Source organism: Photobacterium aphoticum, assembly GCF_001029435.1.
Classification (GTDB): Bacteria; Pseudomonadota; Gammaproteobacteria; order Enterobacterales; family Vibrionaceae; genus Photobacterium; species Photobacterium aphoticum.
The window spans coordinates 44,092-60,322 of record NZ_LDOV01000004.1 but is presented as its reverse complement, the minus strand read 5'-3'; the positions used below and the strand labels follow the sequence as shown (position 1 = coordinate 60,322).

The 16,231-nt window shown below is 53.3% G+C and carries 20 protein-coding genes; 8 read left to right on the top strand and 12 right to left on the bottom strand.

Features of this window, described 5'->3' with window-relative positions:
* Positions 1–143: 143 nt before the first annotated feature.
* Positions 144–1,487, top strand: coding sequence for a metalloprotease PmbA (pmbA, locus tag ABT58_RS02275; protein ID WP_047872749.1), 1,344 nt, complete (start codon positions 144–146; stop codon positions 1,485–1,487).
* 121 nt (positions 1,488–1,608) lie between these two features.
* On the opposite strand, the gene mgtE is transcribed toward pmbA, so the two are convergent.
* The 12 genes from mgtE to ABT58_RS02215 form a co-directional block, all read right to left on the bottom strand.
* A complete protein-coding gene (gene mgtE / locus ABT58_RS02270) occupies positions 1,609–2,967 on the bottom strand; it encodes a magnesium transporter (protein WP_047872748.1) in 1,359 nt (452 codons plus the stop codon).
* Positions 2,968–3,258: 291 nt separating this feature from the next.
* Positions 3,259–3,534 (bottom strand): HPr family phosphocarrier protein, encoded by a 276-nt coding sequence (locus ABT58_RS02265; protein ID WP_047872747.1) that lies wholly within the window; start codon positions 3,532–3,534, stop codon positions 3,259–3,261.
* Positions 3,531–4,382 carry an RNase adapter RapZ gene (gene rapZ, locus ABT58_RS02260; RefSeq protein WP_047872746.1) on the bottom strand — a complete coding sequence of 284 codons (852 nt, stop codon included), beginning with the start codon at positions 4,380–4,382 and terminating at the stop codon, positions 3,531–3,533. The genes ABT58_RS02265 and rapZ overlap by 4 nt, the downstream gene beginning before the upstream one ends.
* Positions 4,383–4,422: 40 nt before the next feature.
* Positions 4,423–4,872: a PTS IIA-like nitrogen regulatory protein PtsN gene (ptsN, locus tag ABT58_RS02255; RefSeq protein WP_047872745.1), complete on the bottom strand. Its 450-nt coding sequence runs from the start codon at positions 4,870–4,872 to the stop codon at positions 4,423–4,425.
* Positions 4,873–4,875: 3 nt separating this feature from the next.
* Positions 4,876–5,163, bottom strand: a complete 288-nt coding sequence (hpf, locus tag ABT58_RS02250; protein WP_047872744.1) for a ribosome hibernation promoting factor — start codon at positions 5,161–5,163, stop codon at positions 4,876–4,878.
* Between the two features lie 26 nt (positions 5,164–5,189).
* On the bottom strand, positions 5,190–6,659 hold the full coding sequence (locus ABT58_RS02245; RefSeq protein ID WP_047872743.1) for an RNA polymerase factor sigma-54: 1,470 nt from the start codon (positions 6,657–6,659) through the stop codon (positions 5,190–5,192).
* A 105-nt stretch (positions 6,660–6,764) separates the two neighbouring features.
* Positions 6,765–7,490, bottom strand: a complete 726-nt coding sequence (lptB, locus tag ABT58_RS02240; protein ID WP_047872742.1) for an LPS export ABC transporter ATP-binding protein — start codon at positions 7,488–7,490, stop codon at positions 6,765–6,767.
* Positions 7,491–7,502: 12 nt separating this feature from the next.
* Positions 7,503–8,000 carry a lipopolysaccharide transport periplasmic protein LptA gene (gene lptA / locus ABT58_RS02235; protein WP_047872741.1) on the bottom strand — a complete coding sequence of 166 codons (498 nt, stop codon included), beginning with the start codon at positions 7,998–8,000 and terminating at the stop codon, positions 7,503–7,505.
* Entirely contained in the window at positions 7,987–8,544 is a 558-nt protein-coding gene (gene lptC / locus ABT58_RS02230) for an LPS export ABC transporter periplasmic protein LptC (RefSeq protein WP_047872740.1), read from the bottom strand. The genes lptA and lptC overlap by 14 nt, the downstream gene beginning before the upstream one ends.
* On the bottom strand, positions 8,541–9,092 hold the full coding sequence (gene kdsC, locus ABT58_RS02225) for a 3-deoxy-manno-octulosonate-8-phosphatase KdsC (protein WP_047872739.1): 552 nt from the start codon (positions 9,090–9,092) through the stop codon (positions 8,541–8,543). Before kdsC ends, lptC begins: the two co-directional genes overlap by 4 nt.
* Positions 9,092–10,063 carry a KpsF/GutQ family sugar-phosphate isomerase gene (locus tag ABT58_RS02220; RefSeq protein ID WP_047872738.1) on the bottom strand — a complete coding sequence of 324 codons (972 nt, stop codon included), beginning with the start codon at positions 10,061–10,063 and terminating at the stop codon, positions 9,092–9,094. The genes kdsC and ABT58_RS02220 overlap by 1 nt, the downstream gene beginning before the upstream one ends.
* Before the next feature lie 14 nt (positions 10,064–10,077).
* Entirely contained in the window at positions 10,078–11,043 is a 966-nt protein-coding gene (locus ABT58_RS02215; protein ID WP_047872737.1) for a calcium/sodium antiporter, read from the bottom strand.
* Positions 11,044–11,506: 463 nt separating this feature from the next.
* On the opposite strand from ABT58_RS02215, the gene mlaF reads away from it, so the two are divergent.
* The 7 genes from mlaF to murA all read left to right on the top strand — a co-directional run bounded on the left by mlaF (position 11,507) and on the right by murA (position 16,168).
* Positions 11,507–12,325, top strand: coding sequence for a phospholipid ABC transporter ATP-binding protein MlaF (mlaF, locus tag ABT58_RS02210; protein WP_047872781.1), 819 nt, complete (start codon positions 11,507–11,509; stop codon positions 12,323–12,325).
* A 3-nt stretch (positions 12,326–12,328) separates the two neighbouring features.
* On the top strand, positions 12,329–13,111 hold the full coding sequence (gene mlaE, locus ABT58_RS02205; protein ID WP_047872736.1) for a lipid asymmetry maintenance ABC transporter permease subunit MlaE: 783 nt from the start codon (positions 12,329–12,331) through the stop codon (positions 13,109–13,111).
* Between the two features lie 72 nt (positions 13,112–13,183).
* Positions 13,184–13,660, top strand: coding sequence for an outer membrane lipid asymmetry maintenance protein MlaD (gene mlaD, locus ABT58_RS02200; protein ID WP_047872735.1), 477 nt, complete (start codon positions 13,184–13,186; stop codon positions 13,658–13,660).
* A 12-nt stretch (positions 13,661–13,672) separates the two neighbouring features.
* Positions 13,673–14,320 carry a phospholipid-binding protein MlaC gene (gene mlaC / locus ABT58_RS02195; RefSeq protein ID WP_047872734.1) on the top strand — a complete coding sequence of 216 codons (648 nt, stop codon included), beginning with the start codon at positions 13,673–13,675 and terminating at the stop codon, positions 14,318–14,320.
* Positions 14,313–14,624 (top strand): STAS domain-containing protein, encoded by a 312-nt coding sequence (locus tag ABT58_RS02190; RefSeq protein WP_047872733.1) that lies wholly within the window; start codon positions 14,313–14,315, stop codon positions 14,622–14,624. The genes mlaC and ABT58_RS02190 overlap by 8 nt, the downstream gene beginning before the upstream one ends.
* A 19-nt stretch (positions 14,625–14,643) precedes the next feature.
* Entirely contained in the window at positions 14,644–14,901 is a 258-nt protein-coding gene (gene ibaG / locus ABT58_RS02185; RefSeq protein WP_047872732.1) for a BolA family iron metabolism protein IbaG, read from the top strand.
* Between the two features lie 10 nt (positions 14,902–14,911).
* Entirely contained in the window at positions 14,912–16,168 is a 1,257-nt protein-coding gene (murA, locus tag ABT58_RS02180) for a UDP-N-acetylglucosamine 1-carboxyvinyltransferase (RefSeq protein WP_047872731.1), read from the top strand.
* Positions 16,169–16,231: the final 63 nt, after the last annotated feature.

Genomic DNA, 16,231 nt, shown 5'->3' with positions numbered 1-16,231 from the left:
TCTTTATTTTACCAGTTTAATCACGATTTGGGGCGCAAAATCCACCTTGGCGGTGTTATCCTAATAGTAATACCGACTTCAAGGGCTGATTTCGTGGCTTTAGACGAGGCGGCGGATCAATCCATTAAAGAGAATATAAGAGTATGGACGTGAGAGAACAGGTCGCTCAACAGCGTGTTGAATTGGAAGCGGCTGTGGCGCGAGCCCTTGAATTGGCGGGGCAAAAAGCCGATGCCGCAGAAGTGGCGATCAACAAAACGACGGGCATCAGCGTATCGACACGCATGTGTGAAGTTGAGAATGTCGAATTCAACAGCGACGGTGCCTTGGGGATCACGGTATACCGTGGCCAGCGTAAAGGCAGTGCATCAACGTCAGATCTGAGCGAAGAAGCCATTGCCCAGACCGTTGCGGCGGCATTGGATATCGCACGTTACACCTCCGAAGATCCGTTCGCAGGACCGGGCCCCAAAGAGCTGATGGCGCGTGAGATCCCGGATTTGGATCTGTTCCACCCTGACGAGCCAGAGCCGGATCACGCTGCTGAAATCGCGGCCCGTGCAGAGCAGGCGGCGCTGGAGTTTGATCCACGCATTAAGCAAAGTGACGGTGCCAGCTACGACAGCCATTACGGCATCCGTGTGTACGGTAACAGCCACGGCATGTTAGCCAGCTACGCGTCCAGCCGTCACAGCACCAGCTGTTGTGTGATTGCCCAAGGCAAGAACGGTGAGATGGAGCGTGATTACAGCTACACCACTGCGCGTCGTGCACAGGATATCTGGGCGCCGGAAGCCGTCGGTCGCCATGCGGCAGAGCGTACCGTTGGCCGTGTGGATCCGCGTAAACTGACAACCCGTCAGGCTCCGGTGATGTTTGCGGCAGATATTGCGACGGGCTTGTTTGGTCACTTGGTGATGGGGATCAGCGGCTCGAACCTGTACCGTAAGTCTTCGTTCCTGCTCGATAAACTGGGTGAGCAAATCTTCCCTGAGTGGCTGAACATCAGCGAGCGTCCACACATCCTGCGCGGCATGGCGAGTACGCCATTTGACAGCGAAGGCTTGGCGACCCGTGACTGTGAAATCATTCAAAACGGTGTACTGCAGACGTACCTGATGACCAGCTACGCGGCGCGTAAACTGGGTCGTCAGCCAACCGGTCATGCGGGCGGCATCCATAACTGGATGGTGAACTCAACCGGCGAAAGCTTTGAGCAGATGCTGAAGAAAATGGATCGCGGCCTGTTGGTGACTGAGCTGATGGGTCAGGGTGTGAACGTGGTGACGGGTGACTATTCCCGTGGCGCAGCCGGTTTCTGGGTAGAAAACGGTGAAATCCAGTACCCGGTGAGTGAAATCACCATTGCCGGTAACCTGAAAGACATGATGCAGAACATCGTGGCGATTGGTAGCGATACAGAAATGCGCAGCCAGATCCAGACTGGTTCGATGCTGCTCGACAGCATGAAGATTGCCGGTGAATAAGCGATAGCGCGAAGTCTGCCAATAAAAAAGCGAGCCTGAGTGGCTCGCTTTTTTTATGCTTGTTTGAGTACCGGTTTTTATTAAATTAAGCACCGAGCGTCGGTTCAGACTGCCAGCGGTCTTACACTAAGAACAGCGTGGCTAAGCCGAGGAACACGGACAGGCCGACCATGTCGGTAATGGTGGTCAGGGCCATCCCGCCTGCCAAGGCCGGGTCGATGTTCATTTTCTTGAGCATGATCGGTACACACACGCCCGCAATACCGGCGACCAGCAGGTTGGTCAGCATGGCCCCCGCAATGATGGCTCCGAGCAGCAAATTGCCTTTCCAGATCACCACCACACCGCCAATGATCGCAGCCCACAACAAGCCATTGATGAAGCCGACACGGGCTTCTTTGCTCAATAGCCAGCGGGTGTTACTGTCACCGATGTGACCGACGGCCAGACCACGGATCACCAGTGCGACAGTCTGGTTACCGGCGACCCCGCCCATTGATGGCACGATGGTCATCAGTACCGCAATCGCCGCCATCTGCTCAAGGGTGTTTTCAAACATGTTGGAGACAGAGGCTGCGGCCAAGGCGGCCAGTACGTTGACGCCCAGCCAGATACTGCGGCGTTTGGCCGATTTTACCACCGGCGCAAAGGTATCTTCGTCATCGTCCATACCTGCCATACTCATCATGGAGTGCTCGGCGTCTTCACGGATAATATCGACCACGTCATCGATGGTGATACGGCCGACTAACTGGTAATTGGCATCGACCACCGGCGCTGACAGCCAGTTACGGCGTTCAAACAGGTTGGCGACTTCACCGTCATCCATCTCGACCGGGATCGCTTCGTCGGCATCTTCCATCACATCCTGGATCTCAATGTCCGGCTGGGTGGTGATTAAAGTCGACAGCGAGAGATAACCGATCAGGGTTTCATTTTGATCCACCACATACAAGGCATCGGTCGCTTCCGGCAGTTCGCCTTTCATACGCAGGTAACGCAAGACCACATCCGCCGTCACATCGCCACGAATGGTGATGAAGTCAGTGCTCATGATCCCACCGGCGGTTTCTTCCGGATAGGCCAGGGCTTTTTCAACACGGTGACGGTCGGTGGCGTCCATTTGCGCCAGTACTTCCTGATATTTGCTATCAGGCAGACTACGCAATACGTACGCGACGTCATCGGTTTCCATGCCCTCGGTCACGGCGGCCAGTTTGTCGGGCGCCATTTGCGCGACGATACCGTCTTTTACATCTTCAGACAGTTCATCAAGGATTTCACCTTGCTCTTCCGGATCGGTCAGCTGCCACAGCACCTGACGTTCTTTGGGAGGCGAGGCTTCAAGCAGGTGCGCAATATCTTCCGGCTCCATGTCTTGAAGCAGGCGACGGACATGGACAAACATGCCATTTTCTAGCGCTTGATTGACTTCTTGTAGCGTTTGATGCGTTTGGTCTTGATCGATGACGTCGGCCATGGCTTGTGGTACCCCAAATGACTCGGCGACGTCATACCTCAAGGATGCCCAAGGGCATAGGCTGGCCAGAGTGGCAAATATCACCCTGAGGTATAACGGCGCAATAAGCTGAATTTTAACGCAATAGCGTGGTGGTTGTCTCACCAGATCTGAGAGGAAATGACGAATTCACGCAATATTTTCGCCGAGCAGGCGAAGGGATGACGTTGCAAAGGGGAGGATGGTCGCCTCACTGCCGCTGTTACCGGTGTGTATTCAGCAGAGAGGCGTCTTTAAGGGAAAGTGTGAAGCTTATTGCTCTTCGTCAAAGCCGGCTTCAATCAGCTCGCTGACGGCCGCTAATGCTTCGCTGGCATCACAGCCTTCGGCGCTGACATGCACCTGCTGACCTTGGGCGGATTCGAGCATCAACAGTCCCATCACGCTGTCAGCGGTCGCGCTTTTTTCGCCATTGCTGATGGTGATGGCCGCCTGAAAGCTCTGGGCCAGTTCGACCAGTTTGATGGCGGCACGGGCGTGCAGGCCTAAGCGATTTTTAATGAACAGTTCGCGTGACACAAAGTTCATGATGACGCTTCCAATGTACGGTGACGGACTTGCACCTGATGGCCTTCATAGCGGAAGTGTTCAGCCAGTTGCTGGGCAATATACACCGAGCGGTGTTGACCGCCGGTACAACCAATGGCCACGGTCAGGTAGCTGCGGTTGTTTTTCTCCAGCATCGGTAACCAGGTCTCAATAAAGTTACGTACCTGGTAGATGAGTTGGTTCACTTCCGGATGTCCGGAGAGGAATTCTTTCACCCCCTGATCTAGACCGGTGAGCGGCTTGAGTTCCGGCACCCAATGTGGGTTCGGCAGGAAGCGCACGTCAAACACGTAGTCGGCATCGGTCGGCAGGCCATGTTTGAAGCCAAAGGATTCAAACACCATGATGAGTTCACGGGCGTCACGACCCAACACGCGGGCGCGCACGGTCTCACTCAGATCGTGGATGGACTTACCGGTGGTATCAATCACCAGATCGGCACGCTCTTTGATGCCGGACAGCAAGGCGCTTTCTGACTGAATCGCTTGCTCTAAGCTCATGTTCTGACGTGACAGCGGGTGCAGACGACGGGTTTCGCTGTAGCGCTTAACCAGTGCTTTGTCGTCGGCATCGAGGAAAATCACGTTCACATCCACATGCTCGCCGAGGGAGTCGAGGGTACGGCGGATCTCTTCCTGATCGTCAGGCATGTTACGCACGTCAATGCTGACCGCGACATTGCGCTCGTCGTCTTTCAATGTGGCGATGAACTGTGGCAGCAAGGTGACCGGCAGGTTATCGACACAGTAATAGCCCAGATCTTCCAAGACACGCAGGGCGATGGATTTACCGGATCCGGAGCGTCCGCTTACGACCATTAACATCATGGTTGACTGTCCTCAACGTTCTGTGGGGGTGTAACGATCATTATGAATCACAGGTGAGAATGTGATAAAGCTCTTCATCGCTTTTTGCGGTGCGAAGCTGTTTTAAAATTTGCTTGTCGCTGAGTTTTTCAGCCATGCAAGAGAGGGTTTGCAGGTGTTCTTTGCATTGTGCGTCTGGCACGAGCAGGGCAAAGAGCAAATCAACCGGCTGGTTATCGATGGCATCGAATTGGATAGGATCTTGGCATTGTATCAATACCGCAATGGCTTGTTCGCTGTTGTTGATTCGACCGTGCGGGATGGCGATGCCGTTGCCAATACCGGTACTGCCCATTTTTTCTCGGTTGAGCATACACTCAAACAAAGGTTGGGGGTTTTGGTCGAGGTGCTCGGCAGCGATCTCACTGATGATTTCCAAAGCACGCTTTTTACTTGAGCAAGGGACTGCACTCTTGGTGCAGTCCAGACTCAATACATTACTCAGTTGCATGATTTAATGACTGTTGAGTTTATCTTTGTGTTTGTTTAATTGACGTACCAGTTTATCAGTTAATGCGTCAATCGCGGCATACATATTTTCAGAATCCGCTTTGGCGTGGATTTCTCCCGCGTTAATGTGAAGCGTGGCTTCCGCAATTTGTTCCAGCTTTTCAACGTTCAAAATGACATGCACGTTGTTAATTTTATCGAAGAACCGCTCTAGCTTATTGAACTTGGTTTCCACGTACTCACGCATGGCTGGCGTGATCTCAATATGGTGCCCAGTAAGGTTAATTTGCATAGACATCTTCCTTCTGTTGGCGTCTGTTAGAGCAGACGTTTTCGCTGATTAGACGGTGGGATCCCCAGTGATTCTCGGTACTTGGCAATGGTCCGTCTTGCCACCATGATCCCTTGTTCCGCCAGTAATGTCGCTATTTTACTGTCACTCAGCGGCTTGGCCTGATTTTCAGCGGCCACCAGCTTTTTCACCAGAGCGCGGATCGCTGTGGATGAACATTCGCCACCGTTATCGGTGCTGACGTGACTGGAGAAGAAGTATTTCAGTTCAAAGATCCCGCGAGGCGTGTGCATGTATTTCTGCGTGGTCACACGGGAGATAGTCGATTCGTGCATGTCGACGGCGAGGGCAATGTCATTGAGCACCATTGGCTTCATGGCCTCTTCGCCGTATTCAAAGAAGTCCTGCTGATGCTCCACAATACAACGGGCCACTTTGAGCAGGGTATCGTTGCGGCTTTCTAAGCTTTTGATCAGCCATTTCGCATCTTGCAGGTGTGAGCGAATGAACTGACTGTCGGCACTGCTGCGGACATTTTTGCTCATCGCGGCGTATTGTTCGTTCACGCGGATGCGCGGCACGCTGTCCGGGTTGATGGTGACCACCCAATTACCGTTGTCTTTAAACACAGACACATCCGGCACCACATACTCGGTTTCTGTGGCAATGACGCGGTTGCCCGGGCGCGGATCCAAGCCGTGGATCAGTTGCATCACTTGCTTGAGCTCAGGCTCTTTCAGCTTGGTATCACGCATCAGTTGGCGGAAATCACGGTTGGCCAGCAGATCGATATAGTCGCTCAGCAGCATCTTGGCTTCAGCCAGCCATGGCGTGTCTTGCGGGAAGGTGGCCAGTTGCAGTAACAGGCATTCTTGCAGGTTGCGAGAGGCGACGCCCAGCGGGTCAAATTGCTGCACGCGTTTAAGGACGGCTTCGACTTCATCCAGCTCGACATCGTCATCGCCCAGGCTGTCGAGGATGTCATCGGCCGAGCAGGTCAGGTAGCCTTGTTCGTCAATGGCATCAATGATGGCGGTGGCAATGGTGAGGTCGGTGTCGCTAAATGGGGTCAGGTGCACCTGCCACATCAGGTAATCTTGCAGGCTTTCGGTGGTTTCACCCTGATAGACGGGCATTTCGTCATCAAGGCTGATCCCGGTGTGGCCGGAGCTGGCACTGTAAACATCGTCCCACGTGGTATCGACAGGCAGATCGTCGGGCATCTCATTCTGGCCAAGGGCGTCAGAGCTGTCGATGTCGTCACTGCTGCGTGCGGTTTCCTGCTCAGCGGTCGCCTCATTGTCATGATGAGCCTCTTCGCCGGTCAGGGTTTCGTGGGCACTTTCCTCAAGTTCCAGCAGGGGATTGGCGTCCAAGGCTTCCTGTATCTCTTGTTGCAGATCCAGTGTCGATAACTGCAATAAGCGGATGGCTTGTTGCAGTTGCGGCGTCATTGCCAATTGTTGACCAAGTTTAAGCTGGAGCGAGGTTTTCATATGTCTGTATGTACCTTGTTGTTATCGTTGGTGTTGGCGCCTCGTGGTGGCAAAACCGGTACTCACAAGGGGTGAGCAAAGGCGCCTGGTACGTCCTACTTCTAACTATAGACGGAACTGGTCGCCCAGATAGACCCGTTTCACGTGTTCATCATTGAGCACTTCGGATGGGGTACCGTGGGCAATCAGGTGACCCTGACTGACAATGTAAGCTTGCTCACAGACATCAAGCGTTTCGCGTACGTTATGATCGGTGATTAGCACGCCCAATCCGCGATCACGTAAGTGCTCAATGATCTTTTTGATGTCGATCACAGAGATCGGGTCAACCCCGGCGAACGGTTCATCCAGCAGGATGAATTTCGGGTTGGCGGCCAGTGCGCGGGCGATTTCCACACGACGGCGTTCACCCCCTGATAGTGCCATACCTAAACTGTTACGAATGTGCTGTATGTTGAATTCATCCAACAATTCTTCCAGTTTGTCCTGACGCTCTGCTTTGGACAGCTCTTTGCGGGTCTGCAGAACCGCCATCAGGTTGTCATGCACGGTCAGCTTGCGGAAGATCGACGCTTCCTGTGGCAGGTAGCCGATCCCCATGCGCGAGCGGTTGTGCATCGGCTGCAGGCTGATATCCACATCATCAATGGTGATGGTGCCGGCATCACGCGCCACCAGTCCGACAATCATGTAGAAAGAGGTGGTTTTACCGGCGCCGTTTGGGCCCAGCAGGCCAACGATTTTGCCGGAATGCACTTCCAGGCTCACATCGGACACGACCTGACGGCCGTTATAACTCTTGGCGAGATGTGCTGCTTTTAAGGTTGCCATATCGGGTTCTTCTTATTTCTTGTTCAGCTGGTTAGGCTGCAAGATAGTGGTGACACGTTGTTTCTTACCGCTTTCAGCAACCAGTTTTTGCTCATCAATCTTGTAGGTGATGATCTTGCCTTTGATCTCGCTGCCTTCCTGGATAAGCACCGCGTCATCGGTCATCTTGAGGTACTCGGTCGCGGTTTCGTAGCGCATCTTTTTCGCCGCGCCATCGATCGGCTTGCCGTCATCCATCAGCTGGTGGAAGGTCGCCGGATTGCCATAGGCATCAATGGTTTCCTGGCCTTCTTTGCCGGATTGGCGGGTCACAACCACTTTGTCGGCACGAATATCAATGCTTCCCTGGCGCAGCACCACATTGCCACTGAAGGTCACGACATTCTTCTGAATATCAAGCTCTTGGTTATCAGAGTCAATGTAGATCGGTTGCTCAGTATCGTTGCTCAAGGCCCAGGCTTGGGCGCTCAGGCAGAGGCAGAGCAGGGTCGTCAGTTTATAAAGCTTCATATCTACCTTTTACGTTATTCAATAGGGTGGCGATGCTGCGGTCCATATTGCCTTTCATGCCGGTGCCTTCATTTTGGAAGGCGTCACCTGTGATGATGACTTGATCCGGGGTATCGAAATCTTTGCTGATCAGATCAAGACGCAAGGTATCGGTCTGAATCACTTTTACCGCTGAGGCCGGCAGTAAGTTGAAAATGCGGACGTTGCCCGTCATTTGCAATACCTGATCTTTATCCAATCGGGCTTGATTGGCACTGATCCGCCATTCGGTATCCATCCCATCACGGTAGACCCATAACACGGGTTCGACAAAATCCGTATTGCCGCTTTGACTGAAGTGCTCAAGGTAATCGGCATCAATCTGGTAGCTACGCAGGCCCGACTCGTTAAAGGTGGTATTGCTCACGGCACTACCGGTAAACAGCGGTTTTTCTGCGTCAGGGCTTACCTGAATATCTTCCTGCCAGTGTTTGTCCAGCAGGTAATAGCCTGTCCATGCACATACTACTAACAATAATGCATAGAGTAGCCGTTGTAAGGTCATATACTTAAGCCTTTATGTTTATCCAATTCTCCTTTGGCTTCAAGGATCAGATCGCACACTTCACGCACCGCGCCGTAGCCGCCGTTGATACGTGTGGTGAAATCTGCGCGTTGACGCAGGAGAGGGTGGCCATCTGCCACACACACTGACAGGCCGATCTGCTCCATGACCGGCCAGTCAATCAGATCATCACCGATGTAGGCGGTGTGCGCCGGCGCAATGGCCAGGCTGCGACAAATCGCCTCATACGCCGCGACTTTGTTGTCTTGGCCCTGATAGACATGGGTGATGCCCAATGCTTTCATGCGGTTTTCCACAATCGCGGATTGGCGGCCGGTGATGATCGCGACTTCCACGCCAGCGGCCATCAGGCATTTAATGCCATAGCCATCACGGGTGTGAAAGGTTTTCAGCTCTTCACCGTCGTTACCCATGTAGATGCGGCCGTCAGAGAACACGCCATCCACATCACAGATCAGTAGCTGAATGGTACGGGCGCGGTCAAACACGGTGGTATTGACCGGGCCATAAAGGGTTTCCACGTGCATTACATCACTCCTGCTTTTAACAAATCATGCATGTTCAGTGCGCCAACCAGCTGGGTGCCGTCAGTCACTAACAAGCCATTGATTTTACGATCTTCCATCATTTTCAGCCCTTCTGCTGCCAGCACATCGGCACGAATAGTGGCTGGCTGGCGGGTCATGACCGCACCAATCGAGGTTTGATGGATATCGACACGGTTATCCAGCAGGCGACGTAAGTCACCGTCGGTGAAGATACCGATTAGCTGCTGCTCATCATCAATGATAGCTGTCATTCCCAGCCCTTTGCGAGAGACTTCCAGCAGTGCATCTTTGATGGTGTCGTGCTCACGGACCACCGGCAGGCGTTCGTCGGTGTGCATCACATCGCTGATACGCAGCAGCAGTTTACGGCCCAGTGCACCGCCCGGGTGGGACAGGGCAAAGTCGTCAGCAGTAAAGCCGCGCGCTTCCATCAGGGCAATCGCCAACGCATCGCCCATCGCCAAAGTGGCGGTGGTGCTGGAGGTTGGTGCCAGGTTCAGCGGGCACGCTTCTTGGTCGACGGTGATTTGCAGGTGCACTTGAGACAGCTTGGCCATGCTTGATTCCGGTTTGCCCGTCATGCTGATGAGCGGGATCCCGAGACGTTTGACTACCGGCAGCAGGGCCAGAATTTCAGAGGCCTCACCGGAGTTAGAGATCGCCAAAATCACATCTTTTTTGCCAATCATGCCCAAGTCGCCGTGGCTGGCTTCACCCGGGTGAACAAAAAAGGCAGGGGTGCCGGTGCTGGCCAGGGTCGCGGCAATTTTATTACCGATATGGCCGGATTTCCCGATCCCCATGACAATCACCTTGCCTTCCACGCCCGCGATCAGCTGGCAGGCTTGAGTAAAGCTGCCGTTGATGTACTGGGTCAGTTTTTGCAGGGCTTTTGCCTCGATCTCAATGACCTTGCGGCCAATATCGCAATAATCAAACGTTTCAAACATAGTCTAGCTCTCCATTAAGCGGCTAGATTATAAAGCAGATAGCCCAGATAGGCGACAAAGCTCGCAAGGAGAATCGCCCCTTCCAGACGGTTGATGCGGCGGCGTTTGCCCAGTGCCATCAAGACCAGCAGGACGGACATGCCCAGCATGACCCAGTAATCACGCCCCATGACGTCGTCATTAAGTACTGCCGGGTTGAGTACGGCCGGGATCCCCATGACCGCCAGAATATTAAACACGTTGGAGCCGATGATGTTACCTACTGCCATGTCGTCTTCGCCTTTGGCCAGGCTTGCAACCGACGCGGCCAGTTCCGGCAGGCTGGTCCCGACGGCAATGATGGTCAGGCCGATTACCAAGTCACTCATGCCAAAGTATTTGGCAATGACCACTGCAGAATCCACCAGCATACTGGCGGCATACGGCAGCAGCACCAGGCCGATCACGGTCCATAGCAGAGCGGCTTTGTTGCTGACCCCTTCCGGGATATCGGATTCTTGCTCGTCAGCGAGCGGATCGCCGGCTTCTTTGGCCTGACGACTGATTTTCAGCATGGCCAGCAAGAAGATGATGAACAGCACAATCAGTAACACGCCTTCCCAGAAGCCGAGGTAGCCATTCCAGAGCAAGGCCCCTGCGATCAGTGTGACACCCATCATCAGCGGGAGTTCACGGCGAATAATGGCCGAGCTCACAGAGAGCGGTTTGATCAGTGCGGTCACACCCAGAATCAGGGCGATATTGGCGATATTGGAGCCCAGTACGTTACCGATCGCGGTGTCGGTTTTGCCGTCGAGGGCAGCGGTGGCGGATACCACCATCTCAGGGGCGGAGGAGCCCATGGCCAGGATGGTCATCCCGATCACCAGTGGCGTCACACCAAAGTTTTTTGCAAGCGCGGCGGCGCCGTAAACAAGTCGATCTGCACTCCATACCAACAGTCCTAAACCGATACAGAGAAACACGATGGCTTCAAACATTGTCGTCCCTTATGTCATTGAGGTTGGTTACGGCTATCAGACCCGGCTGATCAGCGGTAAACCAAGATGAATGAAATAGTTACACCCTGTTGCGGGTATAAGTGATCAATTTTGACGGTTCGCTCGATAAAAAGAAAGCAAAAGGGGTGGAGAAATGTATGTGGGTGCGGGGTTTCTACAGAATGTGTGTCATGTCATCTTGTTGGGGGCATAAACGACTCAAATATAGGCAGAAAGCGCGTATTCTCTGCGTCGCTTAGGGTGTGGAGTCAGTGACATGTCGGCGGTGTGCATTGTGTTATCCTCGCAATAAATAACAGACTTCTTACAGTTCATGTCTTGAGTTGGTTGCATAATGTACCTATCATCAATGCACGTGGTTAACTGATTAATTCTATTCAAATAATACTCTTGCGACTGCGTCAGGCAGTCACTGATGGGGCAAGGGGACATTAAGGTACATATGGAGCAGACAGAGGCGCTGGTATCGATCCGGCACATGACCTTTTCGCGCGGCGACCGTAAAATCTTTGATGATATTACGCTGGACGTGCCCAAAGGGAAGGTCACCGCGATAATGGGGCCGTCAGGGATCGGGAAAACCACCCTGTTGCGTTTGATCGGTGGACAAATCCTGCCGGACAGTGGCGATATTGAGTTTGAAGGCTGGAATATTCCGACCCTGAAACGCCATGCCTTATATCAAGCACGCAAAAAAATGAGCATGCTTTTCCAGTCCGGCGCGTTATTTACCGACATGACGGTGTTTGACAATGTGGCCTTTCCGCTGCGTGAGCATACCGAGTTATCGGAAGACTTGATCCGCACATTGGTGCTGCTCAAACTGGAAGCCGTTGGCCTGCGTGGGGCGGCGGAATTAATGCCGAACCAGTTGTCTGGCGGTATGGCCCGCCGTGCGGCACTGGCCCGTGCGATTGCGCTGGATCCCGATCTGATCATGTATGACGAGCCGTTTGTGGGACAAGATCCGATCACCATGGGCGTACTGGTTAAGCTGATCCGTGACATGAATGAAGCGTTAGGGATCACCTCGATTATCGTTTCGCACGATGTGCCGGAGGTGATGAGCATTGCTGATCACGTCTATCTGCTGTCGGGCGGCAAGATCATCGGTCAGGGCTCTCCGGCCGAATTGCAGCAAAACCCGGATCCGAAAGTGCGCCAGTTCTTAGACGGTGATGCTGATGGCCCGGTACCTTTCCGTTATCCCGCTTCTGCGATTGAGCAGGATCTGTTTGGTTTCGAGCACAAGGATCACTAAGTCATGTTGATGGATTTTATTGCCCAGCTTGGGCGAAGTGCCATTGCGCGTTGTCAGAGTGTGGGGCGAGCGAGCCTGATGCTCTATGGGGCGCTGGTATGCCGTCCGCAGCCACGCAAAATGTTCCCGCTGCTGATGCGTCAACTCTATTCCGTGGGCGTGTTGTCTGTGGCGATCATCTTGGTATCCGGCTTGTTTATCGGCATGGTACTGAGCCTGCAGGGTTACATCGTGCTGGTGGACTTTGGCGCGGAAACCAGCCTCGGGCAGATGGTAGCTTTATCCTTGCTGCGAGAACTGGGCCCTGTCGTGACCGCTTTGTTATTTGCCGGTCGTGCCGGCTCGGCGTTAACCGCAGAAATTGGTTTGATGAAAACCACCGAACAGCTCTCGAGTATGGAAATGATGGCGGTCGATCCACTGCGACGCGTCATTGCGCCACGTTTTTGGGCCGGGGTCATCTCGATGCCGCTACTGAGCATGATTTTCTGCGCGGTGGGCATCTGGGGCGGCCAGTTGGTCGGCGTGGAATGGAAAGGCATTGATTTAGGTAGCTTCTGGTCGGTGATGCAGTCCTCGGTAGAGCTGGGTTACGACATCGGTAACAGCCTGATCAAGTCCGTGGTGTTTGCTATCACTGTGACCTGGATTGCGGTGTTCAATGGCTACGATGCGCTGCCGACCTCAGAGGGGATCAGCCGTGCGACCACCCGTACGGTGGTGAATGCGTCACTGGCCGTTCTCGGTCTAGACTTTGTACTGACAGCGTTGATGTTTGGCAGCTAATTTAGTGAGTGCATTCAATCACTCAGCGTAAGTCAAAAATGGCCGCACAGCGGTATTTACAGGAATGTTCAGATGCAGCAAATGAGAAAAATCGAATTATGGGTGGGCAGCTTTGTGTTAGCGGGGCTGGCTGCTTTATTGGTACTGATTTTTAAAGTCGCCGATGTGCAAAACATCGGGGGCGGCGAAACGTACCGTTTGCAGGCGCACTTTGACAACATCGGTGGCCTGAAAGTGCGCTCACCGATCAAAGTGGGCGGCGTGACCGTCGGACAAATTACCGATATCACGTTAGATAAAGACACTTACACCCCATTGGTAACGCTGTCTATTGATAAGCAATACGGATATTTCCCGGAAACCAGCTCGGCGGCGATCCTGACTTCAGGCTTGTTGGGTGAGCAATACCTGGGCATTGAACCGGGCTTTATCGATGAAGACATCAGCATGCTCAAAGACGGTGATTTAATTGAAGACACCAAGTCAGCACTGGTCTTGGAAGACATGATTGGCCAGGTGCTGTACAGCATCGGTGGTGACAGTAAATAAGAGGATCTGAAGATGAAACTATTTCGCTATGTACTACTGCTGTTGGTGGCCTTGTCACCACTAGGGGCAACGGCCGCGACGGTCGATCAAAGTGATCCTTATGCAATGATGGAGGCGGTGTCGGCAAAGACATTTTCCCGCCTGAAAGCGGAGCAAAGCCAGATCCAGCGTAACCCAGAAATGCTGCGCCAGATCGTCCGTCAGGAACTGCTGCCTTACATCAATGCCCGCTATGCCGCTTACAAAGTGTTGGGCCCGCAGCTGAAGAAAACCACGGCGACGCAGCGTAACAACTTTGTGGCTGCGTTCACCGATTATTTGGTGGCGTCGTATGCACAGGTGCTGACCCAGTACACGGATCAGGACATTAAGATTGAGCCGCGTAAAGCGGTACCGGCTAACCGCACCGTGGTGTCTGTGCGTGTGGACATCGTGGATAACAAGCGTCCGCCTATCCGTCTGGATTTCAAATTGCGTCACAACAAGAAATCGAACCAATGGCAGGCCTTTGACATGGTGGCCGAAGGGGTCAGCATGATCTCAACCAAGCAGAGTGAATGGAGCGGCAAATTACGCACCGAAGGGGTGGATGCTGTGACCCAAGATCTGAAAGCCTTGGCGGCCAAGCCTATCCGCCGTGAGGCGGAAAACAATGACTAAGCCTAATATTGAGTGGCGAGTTCAGGAAAATGGTCATTACTGCTTGTCAGGGGCATTGGAACGTGACACAGTTCCAGCTTTTTGGCAGCAACGACAAACATGGATGCCCAAGGACGCTCAGGTCACGCTTGATCTGGCGGCTCTGACCCGCGTCGATTCTGCCGGCATGGTCATGTTGCTACATGTCTACCAGCAGCTCCGTCAACAAGGAACGGCGCTGAGATTTTTGAATGTGCCCGAGCAGCTGTTAACGCTGCTTCGCTTAAGTCACGTCGAATCAATGTTAGCGGCTTGCATAGAGTAAGTCGCAAAGAGGAATACTTGTGGAAATCTCCGAAATTAAACAGATCCTAGAGAATGCACTAGCGCTGGATGAAGTGATCGTCAAAAGCGACGGCAGCCACTACGAAGTGATTGCAGTGGGTGCGTTGTTTGACGGCATGAGCCGAGTGAAAAAACAGCAGACTATTTACGGTCCGCTGATGGGACAGATTGCTGCCAATGAAATTCACGCCTTAAGTATTAAAACTTACACGCCTGAAGAGTGGGCGCGTGATAAAAAATTGATGTCGCTGTCCTAAGAGGTAAATAATGCAGAAGTTTCGAATCCAGGGCGGTGGTCCACTGAGCGGCGAAGTCTCCATTTCTGGTGCTAAGAATGCAGCGTTGCCGATTTTGTTTGCTGCGCTATTGGCGGAAGAGCCGGTAGAAGTGGCTAACGTGCCAAAACTGCGTGATATCGACACGACCATGGAGCTATTAAGCCGATTGGGTGCCAAAGTGTCACGTAACGGTTCTGTGCACGTGGATGCAGGTCCTGTGAATGAATTCTGTGCCCCGTACGAGTTGGTGAAAACCATGCGTGCGTCTATTTGGGCATTGGGTCCGTTGGTGGCCCGTTTTGGTCAAGGTCAGGTGTCTCTACCGGGTGGTTGTGCGATCGGTGCACGTCCGGTGGATCTTCACATTCACGGCCTTGAGCAGCTGGGTGCTCAGATCACATTGGAAGAAGGCTACGTTAAAGCCTCTGTAGAGGGTCGCCTGAAAGGTGCCCATATCGTGATGGACAAAGTCAGCGTAGGCGCGACCGTGACAATCATGTCAGCGGCGACCCTGGCAGAAGGCACGACCATCATTGAAAACGCGGCGCGTGAGCCGGAAATCGTCGATACGGCGGATTTCCTGAATACGTTGGGCGCGAAAATCACAGGCGCAGGCACTGACACCATCACGATTGAAGGTGTAGAGCGTCTGGGCGGTGGTTACCACGAAGTGGTGGCTGACCGTATCGAAACCGGTACGTTCCTGGTTGCAGCAGCGGTATCCGGCGGTAAGATCATGTGTCGCAACACGCGTCCATCTTTGCTGGAAGCGGCGTTGTCGAAGCTGGAAGAAGCGGGCGCGAAAATTGAGACCGGTGAAGACTGGATCAGTCTGGATATGACCGATCGTGAGCTGAAAGCGGTCAATATCCGCACCGCTCCACACCCGGGCTTCCCAACCGACATGCAAGCGCAGTTCTCGTTGTTGAACCTGATCGCCAAAGGCACAGGTATCATCACTGAAACGATTTTTGAAAACCGTTTCATGCACATTCCTGAGCTGATCCGTATGGGCGCGCGCGCTGAGATTGAAGGCAATACCGTGATCTGTGGTGACACAGACGGCCTGAGCGGTGCACAGGTCATGGCAACGGATCTCCGTGCTTCTGCGAGTTTGGTGATTGCCGGCAGCATTGCGGAAGGCGAAACCATCGTGGATCGTATCTACCACATCGACCGTGGTTACGAGCACATTGAAGATAAATTCAGTGCGCTGGGCATGAAGATTGAGCGTTTCAGCGAATAATCGGATTGCTTTGTATGCCTAACAAAAAGCCTCGCACGTGCGAGGCTTTTTTGTGTCTGTCAG

Excerpts from the sequence above, each read along its gene's own strand:
- pmbA (WP_047872749.1), top strand. The coding sequence starts at position 144 with ATGGACGTGAGAGAACAGGTCGCTCAACAGCGTGTTGAATTGGAAGCG.
- mgtE (WP_047872748.1), bottom strand. The coding sequence starts at position 2,967 with ATGGCCGACGTCATCGATCAAGACCAAACGCATCAAACGCTACAAGAA.
- ABT58_RS02265 (WP_047872747.1), bottom strand. The coding sequence starts at position 3,534 with ATGAACTTTGTGTCACGCGAACTGTTCATTAAAAATCGCTTAGGCCTG.
- rapZ (WP_047872746.1), bottom strand. The coding sequence starts at position 4,382 with ATGATGTTAATGGTCGTAAGCGGACGCTCCGGATCCGGTAAATCCATC.
- ptsN (WP_047872745.1), bottom strand. The coding sequence starts at position 4,872 with ATGCAACTGAGTAATGTATTGAGTCTGGACTGCACCAAGAGTGCAGTC.
- hpf (WP_047872744.1), bottom strand. The coding sequence starts at position 5,163 with ATGCAAATTAACCTTACTGGGCACCATATTGAGATCACGCCAGCCATG.
- ABT58_RS02245 (WP_047872743.1), bottom strand. The coding sequence starts at position 6,659 with ATGAAAACCTCGCTCCAGCTTAAACTTGGTCAACAATTGGCAATGACG.
- lptB (WP_047872742.1), bottom strand. The coding sequence starts at position 7,490 with ATGGCAACCTTAAAAGCAGCACATCTCGCCAAGAGTTATAACGGCCGT.
- lptA (WP_047872741.1), bottom strand. The coding sequence starts at position 8,000 with ATGAAGCTTTATAAACTGACGACCCTGCTCTGCCTCTGCCTGAGCGCC.
- lptC (WP_047872740.1), bottom strand. The coding sequence starts at position 8,544 with ATGACCTTACAACGGCTACTCTATGCATTATTGTTAGTAGTATGTGCA.
- kdsC (WP_047872739.1), bottom strand. The coding sequence starts at position 9,092 with ATGCACGTGGAAACCCTTTATGGCCCGGTCAATACCACCGTGTTTGAC.
- ABT58_RS02220 (WP_047872738.1), bottom strand. The coding sequence starts at position 10,063 with ATGTTTGAAACGTTTGATTATTGCGATATTGGCCGCAAGGTCATTGAG.
- ABT58_RS02215 (WP_047872737.1), bottom strand. The coding sequence starts at position 11,043 with ATGTTTGAAGCCATCGTGTTTCTCTGTATCGGTTTAGGACTGTTGGTA.
- mlaF (WP_047872781.1), top strand. The coding sequence starts at position 11,507 with ATGGAGCAGACAGAGGCGCTGGTATCGATCCGGCACATGACCTTTTCG.
- mlaE (WP_047872736.1), top strand. The coding sequence starts at position 12,329 with ATGTTGATGGATTTTATTGCCCAGCTTGGGCGAAGTGCCATTGCGCGT.
- mlaD (WP_047872735.1), top strand. The coding sequence starts at position 13,184 with ATGCAGCAAATGAGAAAAATCGAATTATGGGTGGGCAGCTTTGTGTTA.
- mlaC (WP_047872734.1), top strand. The coding sequence starts at position 13,673 with ATGAAACTATTTCGCTATGTACTACTGCTGTTGGTGGCCTTGTCACCA.
- ABT58_RS02190 (WP_047872733.1), top strand. The coding sequence starts at position 14,313 with ATGACTAAGCCTAATATTGAGTGGCGAGTTCAGGAAAATGGTCATTAC.
- murA (WP_047872731.1), top strand. The coding sequence starts at position 14,912 with ATGCAGAAGTTTCGAATCCAGGGCGGTGGTCCACTGAGCGGCGAAGTC.